Consider the following 20,991-nt stretch of genomic DNA (forward strand, 5'->3'; position numbering starts at 1 on the left):
AGTCATTGGATGACGGGTATTTTTCTCAGCGATGTCATACCAACGTCAGTAATGGCACCGGCTTCCCGGTGTGATAACCCTGAAGCCAGTCCACGTTCATTCTTTCCAGACAGCGTTGAATTTTTTCGTTTTCAACATACTCGGCGACCACCTGCATATTTTTCATTTTTGCAACATGGCAGAACGATTCAACGATGTAATGACTGACTTCGTTCTCGGTAATTTCCCGAATAAACGAGCCGTCTATTTTGAGAATATCCGCGCTCACGTCTCTTAACCGGGCATGGCTTGAAAAGCCGGTGCCAAAGTCATCGATCGCCACACGGCATCCCAGGCTTTTCAGGGCGCGCACCGTATTCTGAGATTGTTCGGTATCTGACAGCGCATCCGCTTCGGTAATTTCAAAGATGATGCGATGCGGATCGACGCCAAACTGGGTAAGCAGTAACTGAACGTTGTGAACAAAACTGGCACGGCAAACCGTAACCGGCGCCAGGTTGATAGAGAAACTGCGCTCCGGATATTCCTGCATATTTTTTAAGGTGTTTTTAATCACCCAAAGATCGATATCAGGTGCAAGCCCCGCATCGGTTGCCACCGGCAGGAAGCGGTCAGGGGGAATAAAGCGCCCCTCTTCATCGAGCATACGGAGCAGTATTTCGTGATAACGCTCTTCGCCACGGGTGCTGACGATGGGCTGCGCCATTAAGACAAAGGCGTCGTTATCAAGCGTTTTTTGCAATACCGTACGAATGTCTGTCCGGCCAACGATATGGCTCTCGAGCATGCGGCTGGACTGTGCTTCGAGGTTTTCAGGCTTGCCGTTCACCAGCGAAAGCCCGGAAACGATCCCCAGTTTGCCGGTCAGGCTATAAACGTCATTGCAAAATTGAGTGGCGCGGCAGTATCCGAGGCCGCTGCGAAACCCGAGCTGCTGATTGTTATGGGTATAGCGAAACGTATTGGCCGCTTTATAGAGAATGCTCAGTCGCCCCCACGTCGGCTGTTCAAGTTTTAACAACAGCCCGAAGCCCGCATGGTAGTAAACCTTCTCGTCGCTATTGAGTTTTTCGCGCAGGTTTTCGGCCAGCTTCTTCTGGTATCTGGCGCGAAAATGCAGGCCGTAACGGCGGGAAAACAGTTCCATCTCAGGCACCTGAATCAGGCACACCGTGGAGTCAGGGGAGGCTTTAATATCCGCCTTCAGCGCCCGCAGATTGGGCATATTGGTCATCGGGTCGGTCAGGCCCATATTCAGAAGCTGTTCAAAACGCAGGGTGTTGAACCTGGCGAGCACGCCCATGATGACAATGGTCAGCGTGAAGATAAATATGGCCGTGGATACCAGCATCTGGTGGAGCAGAAAATCATCGGTTAATGCGATGTAATTGGCGTTGTTCTTCGCCAGCACGATCATCATTATCGTCCAGACCGGGCAGGTAAACACATAGCCAATGCGCACCGCACTCCACAGCATGAGCGGGAAAATCAGCATCAGGCTATAGAAGGTGAAGAAGATATTGCTCTGGTCAGGAATGTTCAGGCACACCATCAGCGTCAGCAGCAGCAGTGACCAGACGATAAAGCCGAGTAAGCCCACGTTTCCTGAAAACTGGGATCTCATCGTCCTGAAACAGGTTAAAGCATATTTAGGGCGGGAGATGATGCGCAACACGGTATAAAAGAGAGGAATACCGGTGACGCAGCCGTTCATTACCCCTTGAATTCTCAACAAAGTATCGGCGCAGAAAATGTCCGGTAAAATCTTGCCCGGCTGGAAATTAATTTCAGTAAACCAGTAAACCATTTCCTTAAAAGCGATGCTTAACAGCGTATTACAGACGCACAGCCAAAGGATTCTTTTGGTGGTGAGCTGGATGCGCCCAAAACTTGCGGCACTGCGCCATCCGGTGTAACGGAAATAAAGAGAGTGGCTGATTAGCGCCGCAGTCAGGTAGCAAAACAGCTCATACGCTTCGGCTTCCGGGCGCAATAACAGCGTGAAGATGGCGAGAAGAAAAAAGCCGGAAACCGCTCTGTAGCCAAACAACACCAGCAATGCAGAGAGCGCCGCTAATCGCAGGTCATAAACCACAAGGATTTGGTCATCGAAAACGCGATGACTGCTGAGCAACTGCGCCAGCATGTACAGCAGGCACGGGAGAATCAGCGGTAAACCCCACTTTTTATTGGTATACGCTGCGCTGGTGCTCGCTGAAGAGTTCAAGTATTTAACCTGTTAAGTATGCTGTGTGCTATTTAAGTGGCTGGGTGAGTGTCTGAGTAAAGGGGCAGCATCATGCCGCAGAGATTAATAAATAAAACAAATAGCGTAATTAATTAACATTTATACCTACCGTAAAAAATAACGCACCTTTTTTTTGTAGGGGTATAAACACAAACAATTAATTAACAAATACCATTGATTGTTTTTAATAAATTTAATGACAAATAAACGACAAATTCATAAGCATTCTCAAATCATTTTTAATTGTATTCATTTTTCGAGCAAAAAAGAACTGCCATTTATAGGTAAAAATGGACAGTTTAATGACCTATGAAATAGCTTTTAATGAATCAAAATAAAATCACAACCACATGTTTTTGATGGAAATAACCAAAACAAACAGTGACTCTAACAAATTCCACACTGTAGATTGAAGGACAATATTCATCAGCATTAAACGTCTTTATTTAACTGGAACGTTAAAGAGAATCAATCATTCAATTAATTAGCGTTTAGTGTGCATTTTTTATCGTTGACTTGCCCCCCAGGGTTATCTATAGTCCCGCCGCGTATTTTCGCCTTTATTTATTTTAGCATCAACAATGTTACACAATCGTTTATCATTGTTGACACAACGTCTGACACTCTTCATAAAAAAACTCACATAAACGCAACAGCCAGACAATATATCGCATTGAGTTAATTTTTTTAATTCATGAATCATTCGTATTCTTCAGGAAACCAACAATCTGTGGCTAAAAGTTTTTTCTCGCTTAAAAGCGTAAAAGGTTGGCACCATTCTATTGCAGGGAAAATCACCCAGTTTTTACTGGCGGGTATTCTTGTTGCATTTGGTGCAGGTGCGTGTGCCGGTTGGGGCCTAATAGACAGCTTCTCGTATCAACAATGGGTGCACCAGGCTGAAGCGAATGCTCAGATCATGACGTATATCGTCCGTAACGTTTACACCAACGTTGCCGTAGGAACCAGCCCAACCGGGCAGATCACCCGTATCGTCTCAGAACATAAATTGGGCGATCCGGATTCCGTTATTCAAACGGGCTATAACCCCGTCGACGTTTTGGCTCTGACCTCGGTTCAAACCCGTAACCCAACGTGGCTTTTCCTCTATACCCCGGAAAAAGGTTTCCAGGGCATCAGCAATAATTCCGAAGCGCCCGAAGCCAAAATTCACTTCAAAGGTGAAAAAGCGACCGATGTCCTGGTGAATTATTACATTGGCTTCGCAGCGATAAACGGCAAAGAGTGTTTCATTAGCGCCGTTCCTATCCTTTCTCCATCAGGTGAAATCTTAGGAAGTTTAATCAGCAGTATCGGTGACAAGAGCCAGCTCTACGCCGCGTATGACGCGATGCTCAAGAAAACCCTGGTGATTCTGACGTTGATTTTGCTCGGCACACTCGCGCTGGTGACGCTGTTTATGCGCCGCCTGTTCCGCCCGGTTCCGCTGCTGATTAACTCTTTGACGCGCATTGCGCATGAACAAACTGACTTGATTACCCCGTATTTAGATCAGGATGATGAAATCGGCAAGCTTGCCGCCGCCATTGAAAAACTCCGTGTCGCGATGGTGGAGCGTGATTACCTGCAACGTATGCAGGATATGTCGCAAAAAATGGAATACATGGCGCACCATGACTCCCTCACCGGTTTCCCGAACCGCGCCTCGTTTAGCCAGGCGCTGGATAAGTGCATCCGCGAAGTGAATCAGAACGGGCAGCTATTCAACCTGCTGCTTATCGATCTCGATAACTTTAAGCCGGTGAATGATACCTTCGGCCACACGGCGGGGGATGAGGTGCTGATCGGCGTCGCCCAGCGTCTTTCACTCCTGTTAGGCCCGATGGATTTTGCAGCACGTTTAGGCGGGGACGAATTTGCGATTTTGCAAAGCGTGAAGTCTGACAACTGCCAGGAAGCGGCTGCGCTGTCGCAGAAAATTGTGCGGGCGTTAAGTATTCCCTTCACCTACGGCACACATTCATTCGCCATCAGCTGTAGCGTGGGGATTGTTACCGCCCCTTCACAGGGCAATAGCGCCACCACGCTGATGATTAATGCCGACCTGGCACTGTATGCTTCAAAACACAGCGGACGCGGCTGCTACCACTTCTTTGAAGATGGCATGATGATGAAGCACACCAACAGCGTGTTCGTTAACCAGGAAATCATCAACGGCATTGATAACAACGAGTTTGTGCTGCACTACCAGCCAATTATCGACCTGGAAAATGAAACGGTTTGCGGCTACGAATCCCTTATTCGCTGGAATCATCCGAGCAAGGGTCTGATCTACCCTGACTACTTTATTAATATTGCCGAAGAGTCCGGGCTGATTATTCGTTTGGGTGAGTGGATTATTCGTGAGTCTTGTATGGCTGCCGCCAAATGGCCGGAATCAATCAAAGTCGCGGTTAACGTTTCGGCTTATCAATTACATGGCCCAGGCCTGATTGATATTATTGTTGATGCCCTAAAACAGAGCGGGCTTGCGGCAAATCGTCTGGAAATTGAAGTGACTGAATCGGAAAAACTGGATCAGTCGATAGCGCTGCCGGTCTTTAATAAAATTCGTGAAATGGGCATCTCTATTGCAATGGATGACCTGGGCACCGGTTACGCCGCGCTGGATTACCTGCTGATTTACCCGTTCACGCGAATTAAAATCGCGCGCACGCTGATTATGAAACTGGAGCAAGAAAGTGCCAGCCAATATCTGGTGGTGATGCTTATTCAGTTTGCGCAAAAATATGGCATGAGCGTTACCGCCGAAGGGGTTGAAACCGATCAACAGCGCACGATTTTGCGTCGTATCTCTTGTCAAAATGTACAGGGCTACTACTACAGCCGACCGTTGCCAGAAAAAGATCTGGAGCCAACATTTGGCAATAAAGTCAAAGACGGGGAAGTCTGTGATGTTACGTAACGCTTTGGTTAGCAAAATCTCATGCGTGGCTTTTCTGCTGATGTTTTTGGCAAGTACGCCGTGCCTGGCGCACGGTACACACAGCAAAAAAACCCTTGAGAAAATAGCCGAAACCAAGACCATTACCCTCGGCTACCAGGATGATGCTTTCCCGTTTTCCTATGTAGAAGCCCAACAACCGGCCGGTTATTCCATCGATATTTGCAAGAAAGTCGTGGATGCGATTAAAACTAAACTGAAGGTCAAAGACCTTAAAGTTCGCTGGATCAAAAGCAGCACTGCCTCTCAGTTTGTTTTAATCAAAAATCATGTCGCCGATATGATGTGCATTCCTGCATTTTATTCAGACCTGCGCCATCAAAAAGCCGAGTTCTCCCTGCCCTACTTCTTCTCCAGTACACGTTTTATCACGCGCAAAAATAACAATATCGACACCATCGAAGATTTGGCCGGGCACAGTGTATTAGTCAAAAGCGGTACGCTTTATGTTGAGCAAGTCCATAACATTAATAAAAAGGACGATCTCAATTTAAATATCGAGCTCGATAACAATAACAAATCGGCATTCGAAGAAGTCCAGGCCGGTGAATTACCCGCGTTGATTTCCAGCGCAGCTATTCTGCGAGGCATGGCGGTACTTTCACCCAAGCCCGATGAACTGGAAATTTCTAAAGATGCGTTAAGCCCGCCGATTCCGGCAGGTTTTTTACTCCCGCTTGAAGACAGCGAATTTAAAAGTTTCCTTGATGTGACGATGCAGGCGATTCTCACCAGCAAAGATTTCGTGGCGCTTTACCAGCGGTGGTTCCAGTCTCCGATCCCGCCGAAAGCCGTTAATCTTAATCTTCCTATGTCGGCGAGTCTCAAAGCACTGATTACATCTACATCGAATTATGCGTACTAAGATGAAAAAGTCATTTAACTGCAAAATCATGCTTTTATTCAGGTCGTTGGCGCTGTTATCCCTGATTATGATGTCGTACTCGCTGCGCGCCACGCCGGTTTCGCCGACGTTTGAACACATTAAATCAAGCGGTACCTTAAACATTGGTTATCGCCAGCTCGATCCCTTTTCCTATAAAGATCAGGATGGCAAAATCACCGGTTACACCATCACCGTGTGTAACATGATTGCTGAAGAGCTACGCCTGACGCTCGGCTTAAAAAAACTGGCGATTCATTATATTCCGGTTATTTTTTCCCAGCGGATCAATGCGCTAAACAGCAATAAAATCGATATGGACTGTAGCGTTAATACCGATGCGCCCGAAAGAAAAAACAGCGTCTCTTTCTCAATCGACTATTATGTCGCCAATATGCGCGTCATTTCTCTGCGTAAAAATAATATTCAAACGCTTAATGATTTAAAGGGCCATGCCGTGAGCGTGCCGCGCGGTTCTAAAGATTTGTTAGAGGTGAATAAAGTTAATCGTGAGAAACATCTCAACCTTTCGATTGTGACTTCAGATACAGTGCAGGATGCCTTTGATATGATGGTTCAGCACCGTACCGCCGCCATTTTGTTAGATGATATTCTGGCTTACCCCATGATAAACCGCAGTCCTCATCCTGAAGGTTTCACCGTTTCCAAAGAAGTGGTGGGTGAGAAAATGAAATATGCGATTATGATGAGAAAACAGGACCCGCTATTTGTCGCTTTTATCAACAAAACGCTTGAGAATATCTTTGAGTCGCCAGTAAATACTCAAATGACAAACAAGTGGTTGGGACAGAAGATCGCGGTAAAAAAGATGCATAACAACTAAATAACGCTTCTTATCAATCGGACGTGTCATTGAACCCTGTAAGCAAATTTTTGCAAACCCGATTATCCCGGTGCCTCATTGTTTCTGGCGTGCTGATATTACTCCTGGCGGGGAGTTCATTACGTGCGGCCTGGGACTTCACCACCATTCAACAACGGGCCGATGCGCTTTATGGCCCTGCAAGTCGCGACGGCGAAAACCGGATCAATGACTGGCAGCAACTGTTACTCCAACAGCGCAATCAAAGTGAAAACGCACAATTAAACGCGGTAAACCGCTTTTTTAACCAAAAGCTGCACTATCGCGAAGATATTGATATCTGGAATGCGGTTGATTACTGGGCAACACCGATAGAGTCGCTGCGAAAAGGGGAGGCAGATTGTGAAGATTACGCAATCGCCAAATATTTCACACTACGTCAATTAGGTGTTTCAGGAGAAAAGCTGCGTATTACCTACGTTAAAGCCTTACGCCTTAACCGGGCGCATATGGTATTAACCTGGTATGCAACACCCGACGCCATTCCTATTGTACTGGACAGTTTGACAGACAGTCTCTCGCCTGCAACGCAGCGCTCTGACTTAATGCCTGTTTACTCCTTTAACGATAGCGGTCTGTGGTTGCCAGGAAGTCAGAATAATAAACGTGTCGGGGATAGTAAGCGCCTTTCTCGCTGGCAGGATGTATTGAAAAAAATGCGGGAAGAAGGTTTCCCGATTGATGAATAGGATAAGCCTGTGTCTCTTTTCAAACAGCTTCTTATAGCTATCTTTCTTTTTATGCTGATCATTTTCAGCGGTAGTTTTATTGTTAATCTCGAAAGTTCTCGCGAGCAATACAATAACCAGCTTCTTTCTCATGCGCAGGATGCGGCAACCGCATTGGGCTTGTCGTTAACGCCGCATGTTGACGATCCGGCGATGATTGAGCTGATGGTCAGCTCTATTTTTGATAGCGGTTATTACGACGCGATTCGCGTGATCGATCAGTCCAACGGCAAAACGATTCTTGAGCGCACCGCCGCCTCCGCTATTCCTGAAGTGCCTCACTGGTTTGTAAAACTGGTGAATGTCTCCCCGCAGGCCGGTGAAGCGACGATTATGCGTGGCTGGCAGCAGGCGGCGCGGGTTGAAGTCGTCAGTAATCCGGTCTTTGCGATTAAGCGCTTATGGGAAAGCACCCTGGCAAATCTGCTATGGATGATGGCCTGTGGGGTAATCTGTATTCTGGCAGGTGCCTTACTGTTACGCCGTCAGCTTCGTCCGCTCAATTATATGGTGAAGCAGTCCCAGGCCATTACGCGCCGTGAATATCTGACCCAAATGGACTTGCCGAAAACCCCTGAGCTGCGCCGCGTGGTTGAAGCCATGAACCTGATGGTCACCAAGCTGAAATCGCTGTTTGAAGACCAGGCCGAGCACAGTGAACGCCTCCACAACGAAGCTTATCTCGACAGCCAGACCGGGATTGCTAACCGCCGCGCCTTCGATTTGCAGATGCAGACTCGCCTGAGCGATGAAGAAACCGCGCCGGGCTATTTGCTGTTGCTACGTATTCAGGATTTGGGTGGTTTGAACCAACGCTTTGGCGGCCCGCATACCGATAACCTGTTAAAACACGTCGCCGACATGATGACCGTGGCGAAAAATCAGTATGCCAGCGCCGACAGCATCGTGGCCCGTATTCGCGGGGGCGAGTTCGCCCTGCTCTGCCCGGGTGTGACGCACAACGAAATGTTGAATCTGCAACACTCCCTGACCCAGCAGCTTTCCGCGTTTTACGCCACCGGCATGTCCGACATTAACCCTGTCGCACACACCGGCATGGTTCCGTTTAGCTCCGGCGATGCTCCGCACGCGCTTATCGTTCAGGCGGACCGCGCCTTGATGGAAGCAGAAACGCGTACCACACACCAAACTAACGATGTGCCCGTGCCTGACAGCGCTGCGGCAGAAGACCAGCATCTGTGGTTTAACCGTCTTGAGAACGCGCTGAATAAAGAGCTGTTCCAGCTATTCTTCCAGCCGGTCGTGGACTGTAAAAATCCGCAAAAAATCATTCATTACAAAGTACTGTCGCGCATCGTTGATGAAGACGGGAACAGCATTACGGCGGGCCGTTTCTTGCCGTGGATTCACCGATTTGGCTGGAGCCATCGCCTCGATCAGGTGATGTTGAGCCTGACGCTGAAACAGTTGAAAACCTATTCAGGTTCGTTGGCGCTCAGTTTGTCTGGTCATTCGCTTGCCAATGAAGTGACCATTAAGCAGTTGCTTACTCCATTGAAAATGCACCCGCAGCTCGCCAGCCGGTTAATTCTGGAGCTGGATGAGAATCAACTGCCAGAGCCAGAACAGATGGAAGTGTTTGTTAAATCGCTCAATCAGTATGGCTGTCGCCTGGGTCTGCAACACTTCGGTAGCCGCTTCGATATGATCGGCCACTTCTCGCAGTGGGGTCTGGCTTACCTGAAAATCGACTCCAGCTATATCCGCCATATTGATGTCGAAAATGATAAGCGTCTATTTATCGATGTGCTGCATAACGCCACCAACAACATTGATTTGCCGTTGATCGCCGAACGCGTTGAAACCGAAGGTGAATTGCGCGTTCTGCAGGAAGTGGGAATTTATGGGGCGATGGGTCAGTTGTTGGGTGAACCTGCGCCGTTTTGATGTGAGAAGTTTTGATTCAACTGAAATGACCCCCTCCCAGCCTCCCCCTTTCCAGGGGGAGGAGTAGAACCAAGCTCCCTCCCCTTGTCAGGGGAGGGCTGGAGTGGGGTCAATTTCTTACCACAGCACCACCCGACACATACCCTCAGGAATAATTTTTCCGCAAAAATCATTTATATTTATGACGCTAATATATAAACTCTCTCGATATTATTATTTGTATGATTCCATACAAACATGGGTTTTCCTCATTTAGCTGAAAGTAAAAATGACTTCCTGCCAGACAAAAATGACATGTAATTTTTATGACTGAGTCACAGAGTCTATAATTAGAAAGTCAATGCGCCATATTTTTATAGTAAAAAAAACCACTTAATATAATCTTGATATTCAGACAACCCCTATTAATGGATCTGGATATAAATACTATGGCTATTTTTCGCATTGATAATAAATACGTGTTTAATGATTCGACCAAAGAAATAAAGAAACTGTATAGCAATAAAAAGTTAAAGCTCACCTTTATGCGCGCGCAATGCCTGTCTTATATACTTTCGCATGCGGAAGATGAAATCATTTCTAAGCATAGTGTATCGCAGGTGCTTTGGGGTGAAAAAAGCCCTTTCACCAGTGATGCCAGCCTGACACAGGCCTTATATTTAATCAGGCGGGATCTTAAAACAATTGGCATCGATGACTTATTTCTGACCGTTCCAAAGTTGGGGGTTGCAGTCAATAAAGAGTCCTTAATTGAAGTTCTCTGCGACAAGCCAGGTAAAACCCGGTTCAAAAAAACCCTATCTTATATTATTTTTATTGCTGTTTTTATGCTGATGACCGCAGGACTTGCTGTGTTTACTTAGATACCGCCTCATATTGATAGCATTTCAGGCAACGAATTGGAAAAAATGTTTTTTGTGATGCTCAATAGCACACGGGGTAATCGTCATTAAGAATTAGCAAAAGCGAAGCTTTTGTTTATGGCTGATTAAATATACATGCCAATATATCAAACTCATTAGCATTACCGATTCCCATTGGGAGTTATAACAGAAGTTGAATGTCTTATTGGTTTTCATAACCCATTTTTTCTAATTATACTGCTATTATTTTGTATAATGAGGTAAGAAATGACTGGCAGCAAAACAAAAGAGTTTGATTATAATTTGATCAAAACAATGAACGAAGTCATCGTCTCAGGAAACTTGTCCAGGGCCGCGACTAATCTCAATATTTCCGTTTCTGCCGTGAGCTCATCGCTTAAAAAATTAAGGCAACATTTTGGTGGCGATCTGTTCTACCGCACGGTAAATGGCCTTAAACCCACCAGTGCAGCACTTGAGATCCATCATTCCTTTTCAAAGGCAATTTTCATTATTGAGAATGTGGTCAGAAATAAAGAAGTGATGCACCCGGGAAATTCAACGCTGAAGGTAATATGTCCGGATATTCTGGAACCTTACTTTATTATTGAAAAAAATGAAAATATTGAATTCTCAAGTTATGGTAACAGCGACCATGATGACGTGATTCAACGTTTTTTGCATAAGAATATTGATATCCTCGTCAGTAATACGTTTTTGCATCATGAAAAGGTGGTGACTAAAAAATTGACCGTGCTGGATGATTTTGTGGTGGTTTGTAGCGCACACAGTATGCTGACCACTCAACAGGCATTTACGTTAACGCACTATTTCACCTATCCTCACGCCTGCTATTGCCATCCGCTTCTAGGGCCTGCGAAAACGCCTTTCGGCGGCCAGATTTATATCGACACTCCTTTCCCTGGCAAAATCAGAACGGCCTATATTTCATCAACCATTAACGGGCTGATTAATGCACTGGAGCACAGTGATATGCTGGCGATCTTACCGCGGAAAATCGCACATTATTTTATTCATCATCGCCAGTATCATCTTGCTGAATTTGAGTTACCTGCCGAAATAAAGATTATTTGTCCTCCGCTATATGTTAACTATCTACTCGACGAGACGAGAGATAAACCGATTAGCGAAATCATCAAGTGGAATATCTAGCCTCATAAACCTATATTTAATAATTAATCTCTTCATTCATGTTAATCAAGAAAACTGACTAACATTTAAACTCGCCATTTTAATATGACATACCAGCAGCGTATTTCACGCTTCAGGTATGTCATATCTTATTTAGAAATAATGATATTTCAGGATCGTCAATATTGTAGGGGAACTATCTATTTCTTGGCGGAGTGTTTTCAACCCAGTCAGCAAGTTTCTTTCCTAAAACATTCAGAATGGGTCCAGAAAAAACGCCTCCTAACCCGGCAAGAATCAATACTCTATTATCATTGATACTTCTGTTGATAAGAATAATACTCAGCATCGCTCCGCAGAAGCAGGAAACGATTATCTGCATAATACAGTTAATAATATCCTGCATGAAACTGTAGTTTACTCTCAGCATGATGTACCGAACAATGCCCCCCCAGGCTGACATCAGTAAAATGGAAAATATTATTTCATGATTCATCAACAATATATTATTGGCACCTTCTGTTACGCTCATTCTGTATTTCCTTATGAGTGATTAAAGTGCGGGGAAAGAGAGTTCGGCTTTCAATAGTGAAAGCCGATGTGAAAATTACTGAATGAAATCCATAGCATCATAAAGGGCGCGTTGCCAAATTGGGAATTTTGCCCGGTCAAAAAGAGGTAAGAACAGAGTGCCCCCGGCCAGATTAATTGCAGAACCGGCAGCGGTCACGCCAGCATTCTTGTATTCACCGGCCCTGAGCGACGTCAGTGCATCCCGCGCAAATACCCTAAATTCACGAAGTGAGGCAGCAGATTCCGTTCGTCCACCGGTATTAACGAGTCGGATATTTTCAGAAATGCTCTCAAAAGCAGATTCACTCAATCCGATTTTAGCGTTTTTCAATATCTGATTAACGGTGCTGACGCCCTGAATATAAATTGAATCACCATGGTAATTATCCGGTATACAGGCGGCTAAAATATCTCTGCGTGCAAGATCTGGATTATCTACAGCCACGATACTGCGTTTCGGCACAATATCCTGAGAAGTGGACGCAGCTTCCATTTTAGGCAACGCCAGGTTATCTGCGGCACTCGTTTCCGATGCCACCTCATCGACATGACGAAGTGCAGAAACTTTATTCCTTTTAAGCATTTCTTCTGGAGCCTGGACTGCATCGGCGGTAGCCGATTGCGCTTCCATTGCGCCGATATTTCGTCCTTTACCGTGAGTAACTTTTGGTGTGCTGCCAATTTCCTGAACGGTATCAAAAACCGTATCAATCGCAGTGAGTACTTTCTTAAACAATGCGTGGCCGCTCGGGTCAACATTATTTACAGGGTCGCCTTCACAATAGACATAAGCATTGATGCCCCCTTCTCCAAAAGGGCTAAAGCTATCGGGACAGGTAAAGCGCATTAATACCGGACTGTAAGCACGATAACCATTACCTAAATGCGTCGTTCCGGTTGTTGGATCGCGGCGTTCGCCGTTAAAACCCAGCAGATTAGCTTGCAGATTATTGGTCCCACCACAGGCACCGTAACTGAAAGTTTGTGATACTTTTCCATTTAAATTTAGCAGAGTGCTACCGGTTGAGCCGGAGCCAATAAGTTGTAATGACATTTTGATATTCCTTTAAAAATGAACGATTAAATATTACGCGGGTTAAACCGACGTAATGCCCTCTCTGGGAAACAGGTTATTGTTCAGCCTGCGGGGTCTTTTTAAAGTAAGCCGATTTATAGGATTGTTGATGCAGAGTGCGATTATTCATGCCAAAAATGCTCGCTCCCATAATCATCCCGTTATTACTCTCTTTTTCAGCTGACTTATCCGATGACGCGGCCTGATTTAACCCTTGCACGTCTGTATTGGCCTGCAATCTGGAAGGGTGGTACCCCATCGATTGAAGGAAGGTTCGTCGCGCAGGTGTGCCTTGCACGCCTGCTGAATTTCCAGTGTCAGGCTTCTGTACGGAAGTTAGCGTCCGGTTGCTGTTTAGCAAGCTGCCTGAATTAGCGTAGTTAATGCCTGTCGAATAAAGCGTGGTACTTTCCACCGGCCCATAGGCAGCCTGAGCGGACAAAAGCTGCTCAAGGGAATAGTTATCGGAGACGGCCATTTCGGCTGCGGCAATGGCGTTATTTTCCGCCACTTTTCTGCCTAGTTTGGTGTAGAAAGAGGCAGCCAGACCGCCATACTCCACTCCAAGCCCAATGGCCATTTGCCCCACGGTCATACTCGAGACCTGAATAGCCGTACCGATGGCGGCGTTAACAACGCCTAACGTAGCACTAGCGGAAGCCGGGATGACCGACATTTCCGCAGCGGTCCCTGCCACAACTGCCGCCGCAGTGGCACCGGTGCTGAGGGCGGTTCCCACGCCGCCAAAGGCCGCCGATGTGCTGGCGACAGAAGAGGCAGCGGCAACTTCTGTCGCCGCGACCGCTGCGCCGGCTTCCGCACCGGTCGCCACACCCGCCGCAACGCCTGTTTCCACGCCGATAGCCGCCACGGCCGTCCCCACTGCATCAATCGCGGCGGTAGCCAGTGAACTAAACAATGAGGCAAAAAAGGCAATCAGGAAAAAATGGCCTGTCGGATCGGTGTGATTGATCGGGTCTGACTCACAATAAACGTAAGGGTTGATCCCCCCTTTACCGAAGGGGCTAAAGCTGTCGGGACAGGTGAAGCGCATCAGAACCGGCTGTAAGCACGATAGCCATTACCCAGATGATTCACTCCAGTTAAAGGATCATGGCGCTGGCCGTTAAACCCCAGCAGGCCGCTATTTTTCTGGTCGGTGCTACCCCACGGTGAATAGTTAAAACGGGTGGTATTCCCCTCATGCAAGGCGCACAGGGGGGTACCACTGAGGAGATTGCCTGTTAATTTCAACATTATCTTCTTCCTTAAAAATTGTAAGTTACGCATCCGCTTTACAACGAATGCGTAATTAACTTAATGAAATAAATGACTTTACCTGGCCTTTATCCCTGAGTGACGAAGCTGTCTTCGCTGACCGCTGCGCTACCGCTATTTCCCGGAATAAATCGAGTGATTTTCTGAGTTTTACTGCACGCTTCATTCACCAGCCGTGTGCCGGTGTAGAACAGTTGACGGTCATCATCGACCAGCGATTGCATCACCAATGTGTTGAGTGCGTCGTAGTGATAGGTACTGAGCGGTTTGTTGCTGGTGTCCCGGACACTGGTCAGTCGCCCAAGCGAGTCATAGCTGAGCATTCGCCCTGCTTCGTCGCGCGTCATGCGGCCATTGCTGTCATATTCGAGGACAATATGGGCTGGATAGCAGGAGGTGAGAGTGTGTTTCACTTCGCTGAGCTGGGTCGGATCCTGTGGATTGGTAAACAGATACGTTGCGGTATCGGTACCTCCGCCAGCAATAACGGTGACGCACTGGGTGATGTTACTCAAGGCATCAAGGATAAAGGTCTGCGATTTCACCGGTTGGCCGTAACCGTCTACTGTCGGCTCACTGCCGCTGCATTCGTACTTTGTCAGTCGGTTACGAATATCATAGGTAAACGTCTCCGATCGGATGACAGTGCTGCCATCAGAAAGCTGGCGTGTGGCCACAAGATCGTCGGCCGTAAATGTTTGAACGATGGTCAACGCTTTACCGCCGGAAGGGGAAATGACCCGTTTAATTTCCCGATTAAAATCATCCCAGGTCAGCGTGGTCAGCAAGCTGCTCCCGTCTTTCGCCACGGCATTTTGCGAGCTCACTCGCCCGGCTGCATCATAGGATAAATGTACCGTCACCTGCGGATCGCTGATGGTGATAACCCGCCCAAAGCCGTCGTAATCCAGGGTTTGCACGTTGCCCGCCACATCAATGTATTTCAACGGCTGGCCCTGTAGCGTCCATGCATAGCTTGCTGTGTGCGTCTTTTTACCTGGCATGATGAACGTTTCTTGCTCAAGTTCTCCGGTTGGCCACCAGCTCATGGTTTTGCTCTGGCCTTTTGCCTGATGCGCCTCAAGCATTTTTCCCGTTTGCGTGGCGTAAACAAAACGTTGATCGATATCACCGCCGCTACTTTTCACCGAAGCAACAGCATCATCAAGCTCGGCAATATACGAATAAGTGAGCTGATTTTTCATGTTGTCACGGACGGTTGCAGGGGAAGTGCATGAGCCGGTGTAGGTATAAGTTTGGGTTCGCCCGCCGCTGGTGCTGGAGGTCAAGCGGCCCAGACCATCGAAGGTTTGGGTTCCCATCACAATGGCTTTCCCGCCCTTAGGGGTGACGGAAATAGAGGTGATCAGTTTATCGGTTGAGTTTGCGTCGTAGGTTTTTGTCACCACGGTGCCGTCAGGCAGTGTCTGGGTGAGCACGCGGCCAAAAGCGTCCCAGGTGTAATGCGTGACATTATTTTTAGTATCCACATGTTCACGCACACGCCCAAGGCCATCGTGACGCAGTTGCTGCATCGCAGCCTGTACGCCACTGGCTGTAGCTTTGGTGATTTTTTCAGGCAGATTGAGTTTGTTATAAAGCGTGTTTTGTCGAGCCAGCTTGAGCATATTGCCGCTGGTCACCTGCAACTGTTCCGTTTTTTCACGGGTAATTGGATCGAATTGCTGCTGATGCTGCTGGCCGGAACTCAGGACGTTCATGTAGTTCTGCCCCCAACTGTCAAATAGCGCATTCTGCGCCATCGTCATTCTGGAACTGACGTCGCCTGGTTTTTTGTAATCAATATCCTGCGTTTTGATCAGACGACTTGCCGCATCATAAAGGTGCTCTTTAATCTGATAGAACGCGCTGGCGCTATTCTCTTTGTCATTGATCCATTCCGTGAGCACACGCCCCATGCGGTCAAAGTTTTTACGGTGCGCATTCCCTTCGCTGTCGGTGTAGGTGGTCGTGATTTCACTTGCCATACCGCCGCTGGTTTTAATCGCATAAGCGATAGCCAGTTCGTTTCTGAAACTGTTATCCGGGTTGATGACACGGCGAATAAGACGCCCCAGTGAATCGTAGGTCAGGGCTGTTTTCACTCCCTGCGTATTGATAAATGAGCGCAATTTATTGGTGAAGCGGGAATGCTCTCTGATGGTGGTTTGCTTTGTGGCATCGTGGCCTGAGAAGGTGCGGGTATGAATCAGCGAATCACCGGATTTAACGTAGGTAAACGCATTTTCAGAGGTGGTTTGCTGGGTGCTGCCTACACGAATTTGCGCGTTTTTAATCCGGCCATAGCTCACTTTGTCTGAAGAGGTGACGTGATACGTTATCTCACGAACCAGATGGCTAACGCCGTCATGCAGACGGGTCATTTTCACCGGCACAATATGGTAGGGCGAACTGGTGCGGTCGAGGGTCGCTACCTGGTCGAATTTACTGTAAGTCAGCGTGACGGGAGTGGCGAAACTGGTAAGTGCGGGAGTGATTTTGCGGCTTTTCTCAAAACGCACAAAACCGTGTGGATCTGCAGGGCAGCCGACTTCCGCCGTTGCCTGAGTTTCGCCGGCTGCCGGGTAATAAATTATCTCGGTCATTGCGCCGCTGGGATCGACTTGCTTTGTCAAATTGCCGTGGGTGTCATATTCCGTAGTGGTCGTTTCAGAATATTTTTTTGACCCGCTATTAATCCAGGTAATCACCTGTTTTTTCAGGCATTGCAGCTGCGCTGGCTGCATGTCGAACCCTTTACCTGAATCTTCGTAATAGGTCATTGCGGTCTGTTTATTTTCACCACCCTGCTTTTCTTCCGACAGCGTCATTAAATGGTAATGGTTATAAACACGGCGTGTGGAAAGGGAGACCGATGAAGTGGTATCCACCACTTTTTCAGTACTTTCATAGGTATAAGTGACCGGCAGCGAATAGGTGAAATCGCTGTCTGCGCTCCAGACCGCGCTGCCACCATATCCCAGATAGTTATTGCTACTGTAGGAATACGTACGCACCAGATCAGGTTGCCCCATACCCGGTTGAATAGAGTAAGTGACCACCGCAGGAAGTGCTTTCTGGCCTGATGATGCCGGGAATTTCATCAAGTCCTTCTGATATGACACAGACTTTTTAAGCCCCATTGGCGTGGTCATCCCCGTCAGGATCGGGTTGCTCATCAAGCCGGAGGTATACGTCAGGTTCCAGGTTAAGGTGATGTCTGCGCTGGAATGGGTGAGCGCGGTCAGGAAGTTATTCTGCGTTGTCAGCGTAACGTTATACTTTTCGCTATTATTCGGCGTGAAATGGAAAATGGTATTTGCCAGATATTCCACGGAACAATGCACTTCATTGTCCATATCGACAATTTTCATTAAGCGCGGGGTGCCGTGACTACCATCCCATGTGAGTGTCAGATAATGGCCAAATGTACCGATGATTTTTACTGGTAAATAGAGATTCTGGCACACCAGCCCGAGAATTTCGGTCACACCACTTTTATGGACCACCTGATAACCTGAAGACGTTTTCGTCATGACAAAAGTTTTCAGTTTCATCTGCTTAATATTGATCGTATTGCCATTTTCGTTAACGACATAATGTTCACCAGTATTAAGCGTCACGCGTTTATTCTGGCTATCGTACATTGTCATCCCGGTAGTAAAACCGATACCAAAACCAATATTCGTTTCTGAAGTTGGAGAATAACTAATAGTAAAAGGGATTTCAGGCCCATTACCATTATTAGCGATAATACTTCCCAGGCTCAGGCTCGCACTATAAAGACCGGTACGCGGATCGACTTCATCGTTTACTGCGCTCATAAAATTATTGGTTTGCGTATAGTAATTCTTACTCATGATTAATTCCTTCATCTTTAATAACGTCATTGTAATAACCGCTATCCATTAAGGATTGTCGGTCTGCTTTTGATAATCATAACTATCGTTACAAAGATGAATAATAAAGGCATCATGAAATTAATCACGTCATCCTGCATCATGTTATCAATTTCTATTTTTAATAATCACAAAAACAACTGGTGATGATATAAAACAATAACAACCTGAGTATATTTGATGCGCAATGAGTTGCTTGAGTTTCCTGACCCTTTATTATCCACACCGTTGTCACCAATTTCGGTGGCGCGAAACTCAATCGAAAAGGATTATGATTATGGCTAATATATGGGCTAACTTTGACCACTTTGAAAAGCTGGATATTTTCTTTAAATATAATGATGCACAAACTGCCTTTGCGAATTATTCCAGTTCAAAAGTCACACAATTGACCGTAAAGGTCAGAGCCAGGGCGGTGGATAAAACTGGCAAAATATTGCCAATAACATCAGCTGATTTAAAAGCTATCGCCAGGCTTTGTGTCTATGAAAGTAACGGCACGTTCTATCAGGACAATAGTTCATGGACGTTGTATCAGCAGGCTGATATGCATGATTACCGGTCAGTATTGACAGAGAAAGTATCGGCTCCAAATATTTATAATATCTTTGGCACAGCTAAAGAAACGGGTGATGTAGAATGTGAGGTTTATATCGCACCAAATGGAACCCCATTTGATTTAATTAACATTGCAGTACAGGTTGACGTTCCTGGCCACGGGCAATCGAGCACAGCTAAAGATCGCGCTAAAGGCGTGTATCCGGAGTGTTATCTTTCCGTCACAGGGATTTCAAACGTCTGGGATGTCTGTAAAAACATCTCGAGCCTCGCTATTTCATTTGCTGACAGCTCAGGGGCAAAATCGACGATTTATGCAAACGGCCGTAATCAAGTACCTGTTATCATTTCGGTAGCTGCTGCCGATGCACAAGGTCACTATCTAAATCTGTTTGCCAGTGATTTTTATATTGAGAAAAATAAACATTACCCGACGCCGAGAATAGAACTTGTCAATGCACATAATAATGATGATGTGCTTTCTTTTGACGGAACAAAAGGCGTTTGCTATTCGTTTTCGGCCAGTGAATGGGGAAACCCGATCAGTTATACCTACGCGAAACGTATAATGTCTTCAGTGGACAACGGTATTTGCAATATTCCTGCTTATATTTCCAGTTACACGGCGAGTCCTGGCAAAGAGGTTGCAGTGCGTCTGAATATCCCTGGCTTTGCCTGTATTACTACAGCGATTACCTCTACTGGACAATGGGAGTCCTATACGACGTCTAAAGTTTCTTTAACTTTCCTGGAGAAAATAGATTACTCCGATGCTTCAAATTTGCAGATTGTTGATAAAGGGTGGACCACGCTCGATAGTAGTGTTCACTATACCTATCACCCGAATAGCTGGAAAGGGAAAAGCAAAGTACAGGATAATGGGACTGTCAGAAATAAACAGGTATTAATAAAACCCAACGTGGGTAATTCTGAGGTGAAATTCCTGAGCGAAAAAACCGTCGTAGACGATCGAGCTCATTACGCACCTTATAATACCAGCGATAAAATTGGGATGTTTGGTTATCCTGATAAACATTCCACGCAGACCTATGTTCAGTCTCTTCTTGATTATACTCCAGACCACGGCGGGCATATTGTCGCCTGGGGTGTTGAAGTTCCTGAAGATATGAAACAGTTCGGTTTTGCTCATACCTCTGGTCATGATTGTCAGAAAGAAACCAATTATGAACCGAATGGCTGGCATTATATGCTGGATATTAAAGAAGGTTGCGGGAGAATAACGTGGATCGCTTCCCCGAAAAAAGTCGCTGGTGCAGTCACGCTTTATGCCATGGAAGCGGCACATAGCGTCGATAACTCCGTTCACCACACCACTTCATGGCCACAAAAGACGCAGCCTGCTCGTGTTACCGTCTATGATAATTTCGGCAATAGCGGAACGTTCAGAATCTCCTGGGATCAGCGAACTTATAGCCCGTCTCTTTCCAGTTAATTCTGCCGATATTATTCTTTAATCACGCCCTGGCATTTTGTGTCAGGGCTTTTTTATTTTCATAATACCGTTGATAAATAAATCACTCCGCCCACTTTAGAGGTAAACACGACGGTATTTAAAAAATCCCCTGATCGTCGCTATTCAACAAATCCTCTAACCCGCCCAATCCCTGGCGCGCATGCGCACGATTCATCAACTTAACCTGCGCCATTGGCGGCAGATCGGTAATCGTAATCACCCCTTTTTGAATCAGTAAGAAGATCAGGTCGTCCAGCACGCGGACCATTTCAAGGTCGCTTCGTTGCAGTAGCTCTTTATGATGCAGGCTTTCATCAACCACGTTGCGGGCATTATTCCAGGCAGTGATCTCTGGCGTATCGGAAAAAATCTCGCCCGTCATGCCGGTAAACGGTGTTTTTTCGACGCGTATTAACTGGCCGTCGTCATTACGTTGAATGTAATACATTTTTCTACCTTTTATGGCATTGAATGGCATTTGAAACCACCGCCCGGTTAAGGGCG

15 protein-coding genes are annotated in these 20,991 nt (G+C 46.6%); 8 read left to right on the forward strand and 7 right to left on the reverse strand.

The genetic code is table 11. The features are described 5' to 3' along the window. Positions 1-34: 34 nt before the first annotated feature. The gene (locus AB1E22_RS05445; protein ID WP_367594422.1) at positions 35-2,227 is read right to left on the reverse strand and encodes an EAL domain-containing protein; all 2,193 of its coding nucleotides are present in this window, start codon (positions 2,225-2,227) and stop codon (positions 35-37) included. Between the two features lie 751 nt (positions 2,228-2,978). Between AB1E22_RS05445 and AB1E22_RS05450 the strand changes: the two genes are divergently transcribed. From AB1E22_RS05450 to AB1E22_RS05480, 7 genes are all read left to right on the forward strand, one after another. Next, the gene (locus tag AB1E22_RS05450; RefSeq protein WP_367594423.1) at positions 2,979-5,174 is read left to right on the forward strand and encodes a putative bifunctional diguanylate cyclase/phosphodiesterase; all 2,196 of its coding nucleotides are present in this window, start codon (positions 2,979-2,981) and stop codon (positions 5,172-5,174) included. Further along, positions 5,164-6,078 carry an amino acid ABC transporter substrate-binding protein gene (locus AB1E22_RS05455; RefSeq protein ID WP_367597334.1) on the forward strand — a complete coding sequence of 305 codons (915 nt, stop codon included), beginning with the start codon at positions 5,164-5,166 and terminating at the stop codon, positions 6,076-6,078. Before AB1E22_RS05450 ends, AB1E22_RS05455 begins: the two co-directional genes overlap by 11 nt. 1 nt (position 6,079) lies before the next feature. Continuing rightward, positions 6,080-6,940: a transporter substrate-binding domain-containing protein gene (locus AB1E22_RS05460; RefSeq protein ID WP_367594424.1), complete on the forward strand. Its 861-nt coding sequence runs from the start codon at positions 6,080-6,082 to the stop codon at positions 6,938-6,940. 89 nt (positions 6,941-7,029) lie between these two features. Further along, positions 7,030-7,668: a cysteine protease LapG gene (gene lapG / locus AB1E22_RS05465; RefSeq protein ID WP_367594425.1), complete on the forward strand. Its 639-nt coding sequence runs from the start codon at positions 7,030-7,032 to the stop codon at positions 7,666-7,668. Positions 7,669-7,677: 9 nt separating this feature from the next. Then, positions 7,678-9,615: a cyclic di-GMP receptor LapD gene (gene lapD / locus AB1E22_RS05470; RefSeq protein ID WP_367594426.1), complete on the forward strand. Its 1,938-nt coding sequence runs from the start codon at positions 7,678-7,680 to the stop codon at positions 9,613-9,615. A gap of 428 nt (positions 9,616-10,043) precedes the next feature. After that, a complete protein-coding gene (locus AB1E22_RS05475) occupies positions 10,044-10,478 on the forward strand; it encodes a winged helix-turn-helix domain-containing protein (RefSeq protein WP_367594427.1) in 435 nt (144 codons plus the stop codon). 267 nt (positions 10,479-10,745) lie between these two features. Next, positions 10,746-11,651: a LysR family transcriptional regulator gene (locus AB1E22_RS05480; RefSeq protein ID WP_367594428.1), complete on the forward strand. Its 906-nt coding sequence runs from the start codon at positions 10,746-10,748 to the stop codon at positions 11,649-11,651. Between the two features lie 175 nt (positions 11,652-11,826). Here AB1E22_RS05480 and AB1E22_RS05485 read toward each other — a convergent pair whose 3' ends face one another. The 5 genes from AB1E22_RS05485 to AB1E22_RS05505 form a co-directional block, all read right to left on the reverse strand. Further along, positions 11,827-12,162 carry a phage holin family protein gene (locus tag AB1E22_RS05485; protein WP_367594429.1) on the reverse strand — a complete coding sequence of 112 codons (336 nt, stop codon included), beginning with the start codon at positions 12,160-12,162 and terminating at the stop codon, positions 11,827-11,829. Positions 12,163-12,237: 75 nt separating this feature from the next. After that, positions 12,238-13,257, reverse strand: a complete 1,020-nt coding sequence (locus AB1E22_RS05490; RefSeq protein WP_367594430.1) for an RHS repeat-associated core domain-containing protein — start codon at positions 13,255-13,257, stop codon at positions 12,238-12,240. Positions 13,258-13,333: 76 nt separating this feature from the next. Then, a complete protein-coding gene (locus tag AB1E22_RS05495) occupies positions 13,334-14,332 on the reverse strand; it encodes an RHS repeat-associated core domain-containing protein (protein WP_367594431.1) in 999 nt (332 codons plus the stop codon). After that, positions 14,332-14,535, reverse strand: a complete 204-nt coding sequence (locus AB1E22_RS05500) for a hypothetical protein (RefSeq protein ID WP_367594432.1) — start codon at positions 14,533-14,535, stop codon at positions 14,332-14,334. Before AB1E22_RS05500 ends, AB1E22_RS05495 begins: the two co-directional genes overlap by 1 nt. 89 nt (positions 14,536-14,624) lie before the next feature. Next, positions 14,625-18,416 carry a hypothetical protein gene (locus AB1E22_RS05505; RefSeq protein WP_367594433.1) on the reverse strand — a complete coding sequence of 1,264 codons (3,792 nt, stop codon included), beginning with the start codon at positions 18,414-18,416 and terminating at the stop codon, positions 14,625-14,627. A gap of 316 nt (positions 18,417-18,732) precedes the next feature. On the opposite strand from AB1E22_RS05505, the gene AB1E22_RS05510 reads away from it, so the two are divergent. After that, on the forward strand, positions 18,733-20,466 hold the full coding sequence (locus AB1E22_RS05510; protein WP_367594434.1) for a hypothetical protein: 1,734 nt from the start codon (positions 18,733-18,735) through the stop codon (positions 20,464-20,466). A gap of 118 nt (positions 20,467-20,584) precedes the next feature. On the opposite strand, the gene AB1E22_RS05515 is transcribed toward AB1E22_RS05510, so the two are convergent. Continuing rightward, positions 20,585-20,935 (reverse strand): tryptophan synthase subunit beta, encoded by a 351-nt coding sequence (locus AB1E22_RS05515; protein ID WP_367594435.1) that lies wholly within the window; start codon positions 20,933-20,935, stop codon positions 20,585-20,587. Between the last annotated feature and the right edge of the window lie 56 nt (positions 20,936-20,991).

Source organism: Buttiauxella gaviniae (assembly GCF_040786275.1).
In the GTDB taxonomy this organism is placed as follows: domain Bacteria; phylum Pseudomonadota; class Gammaproteobacteria; order Enterobacterales; family Enterobacteriaceae; genus Buttiauxella; species Buttiauxella gaviniae_A.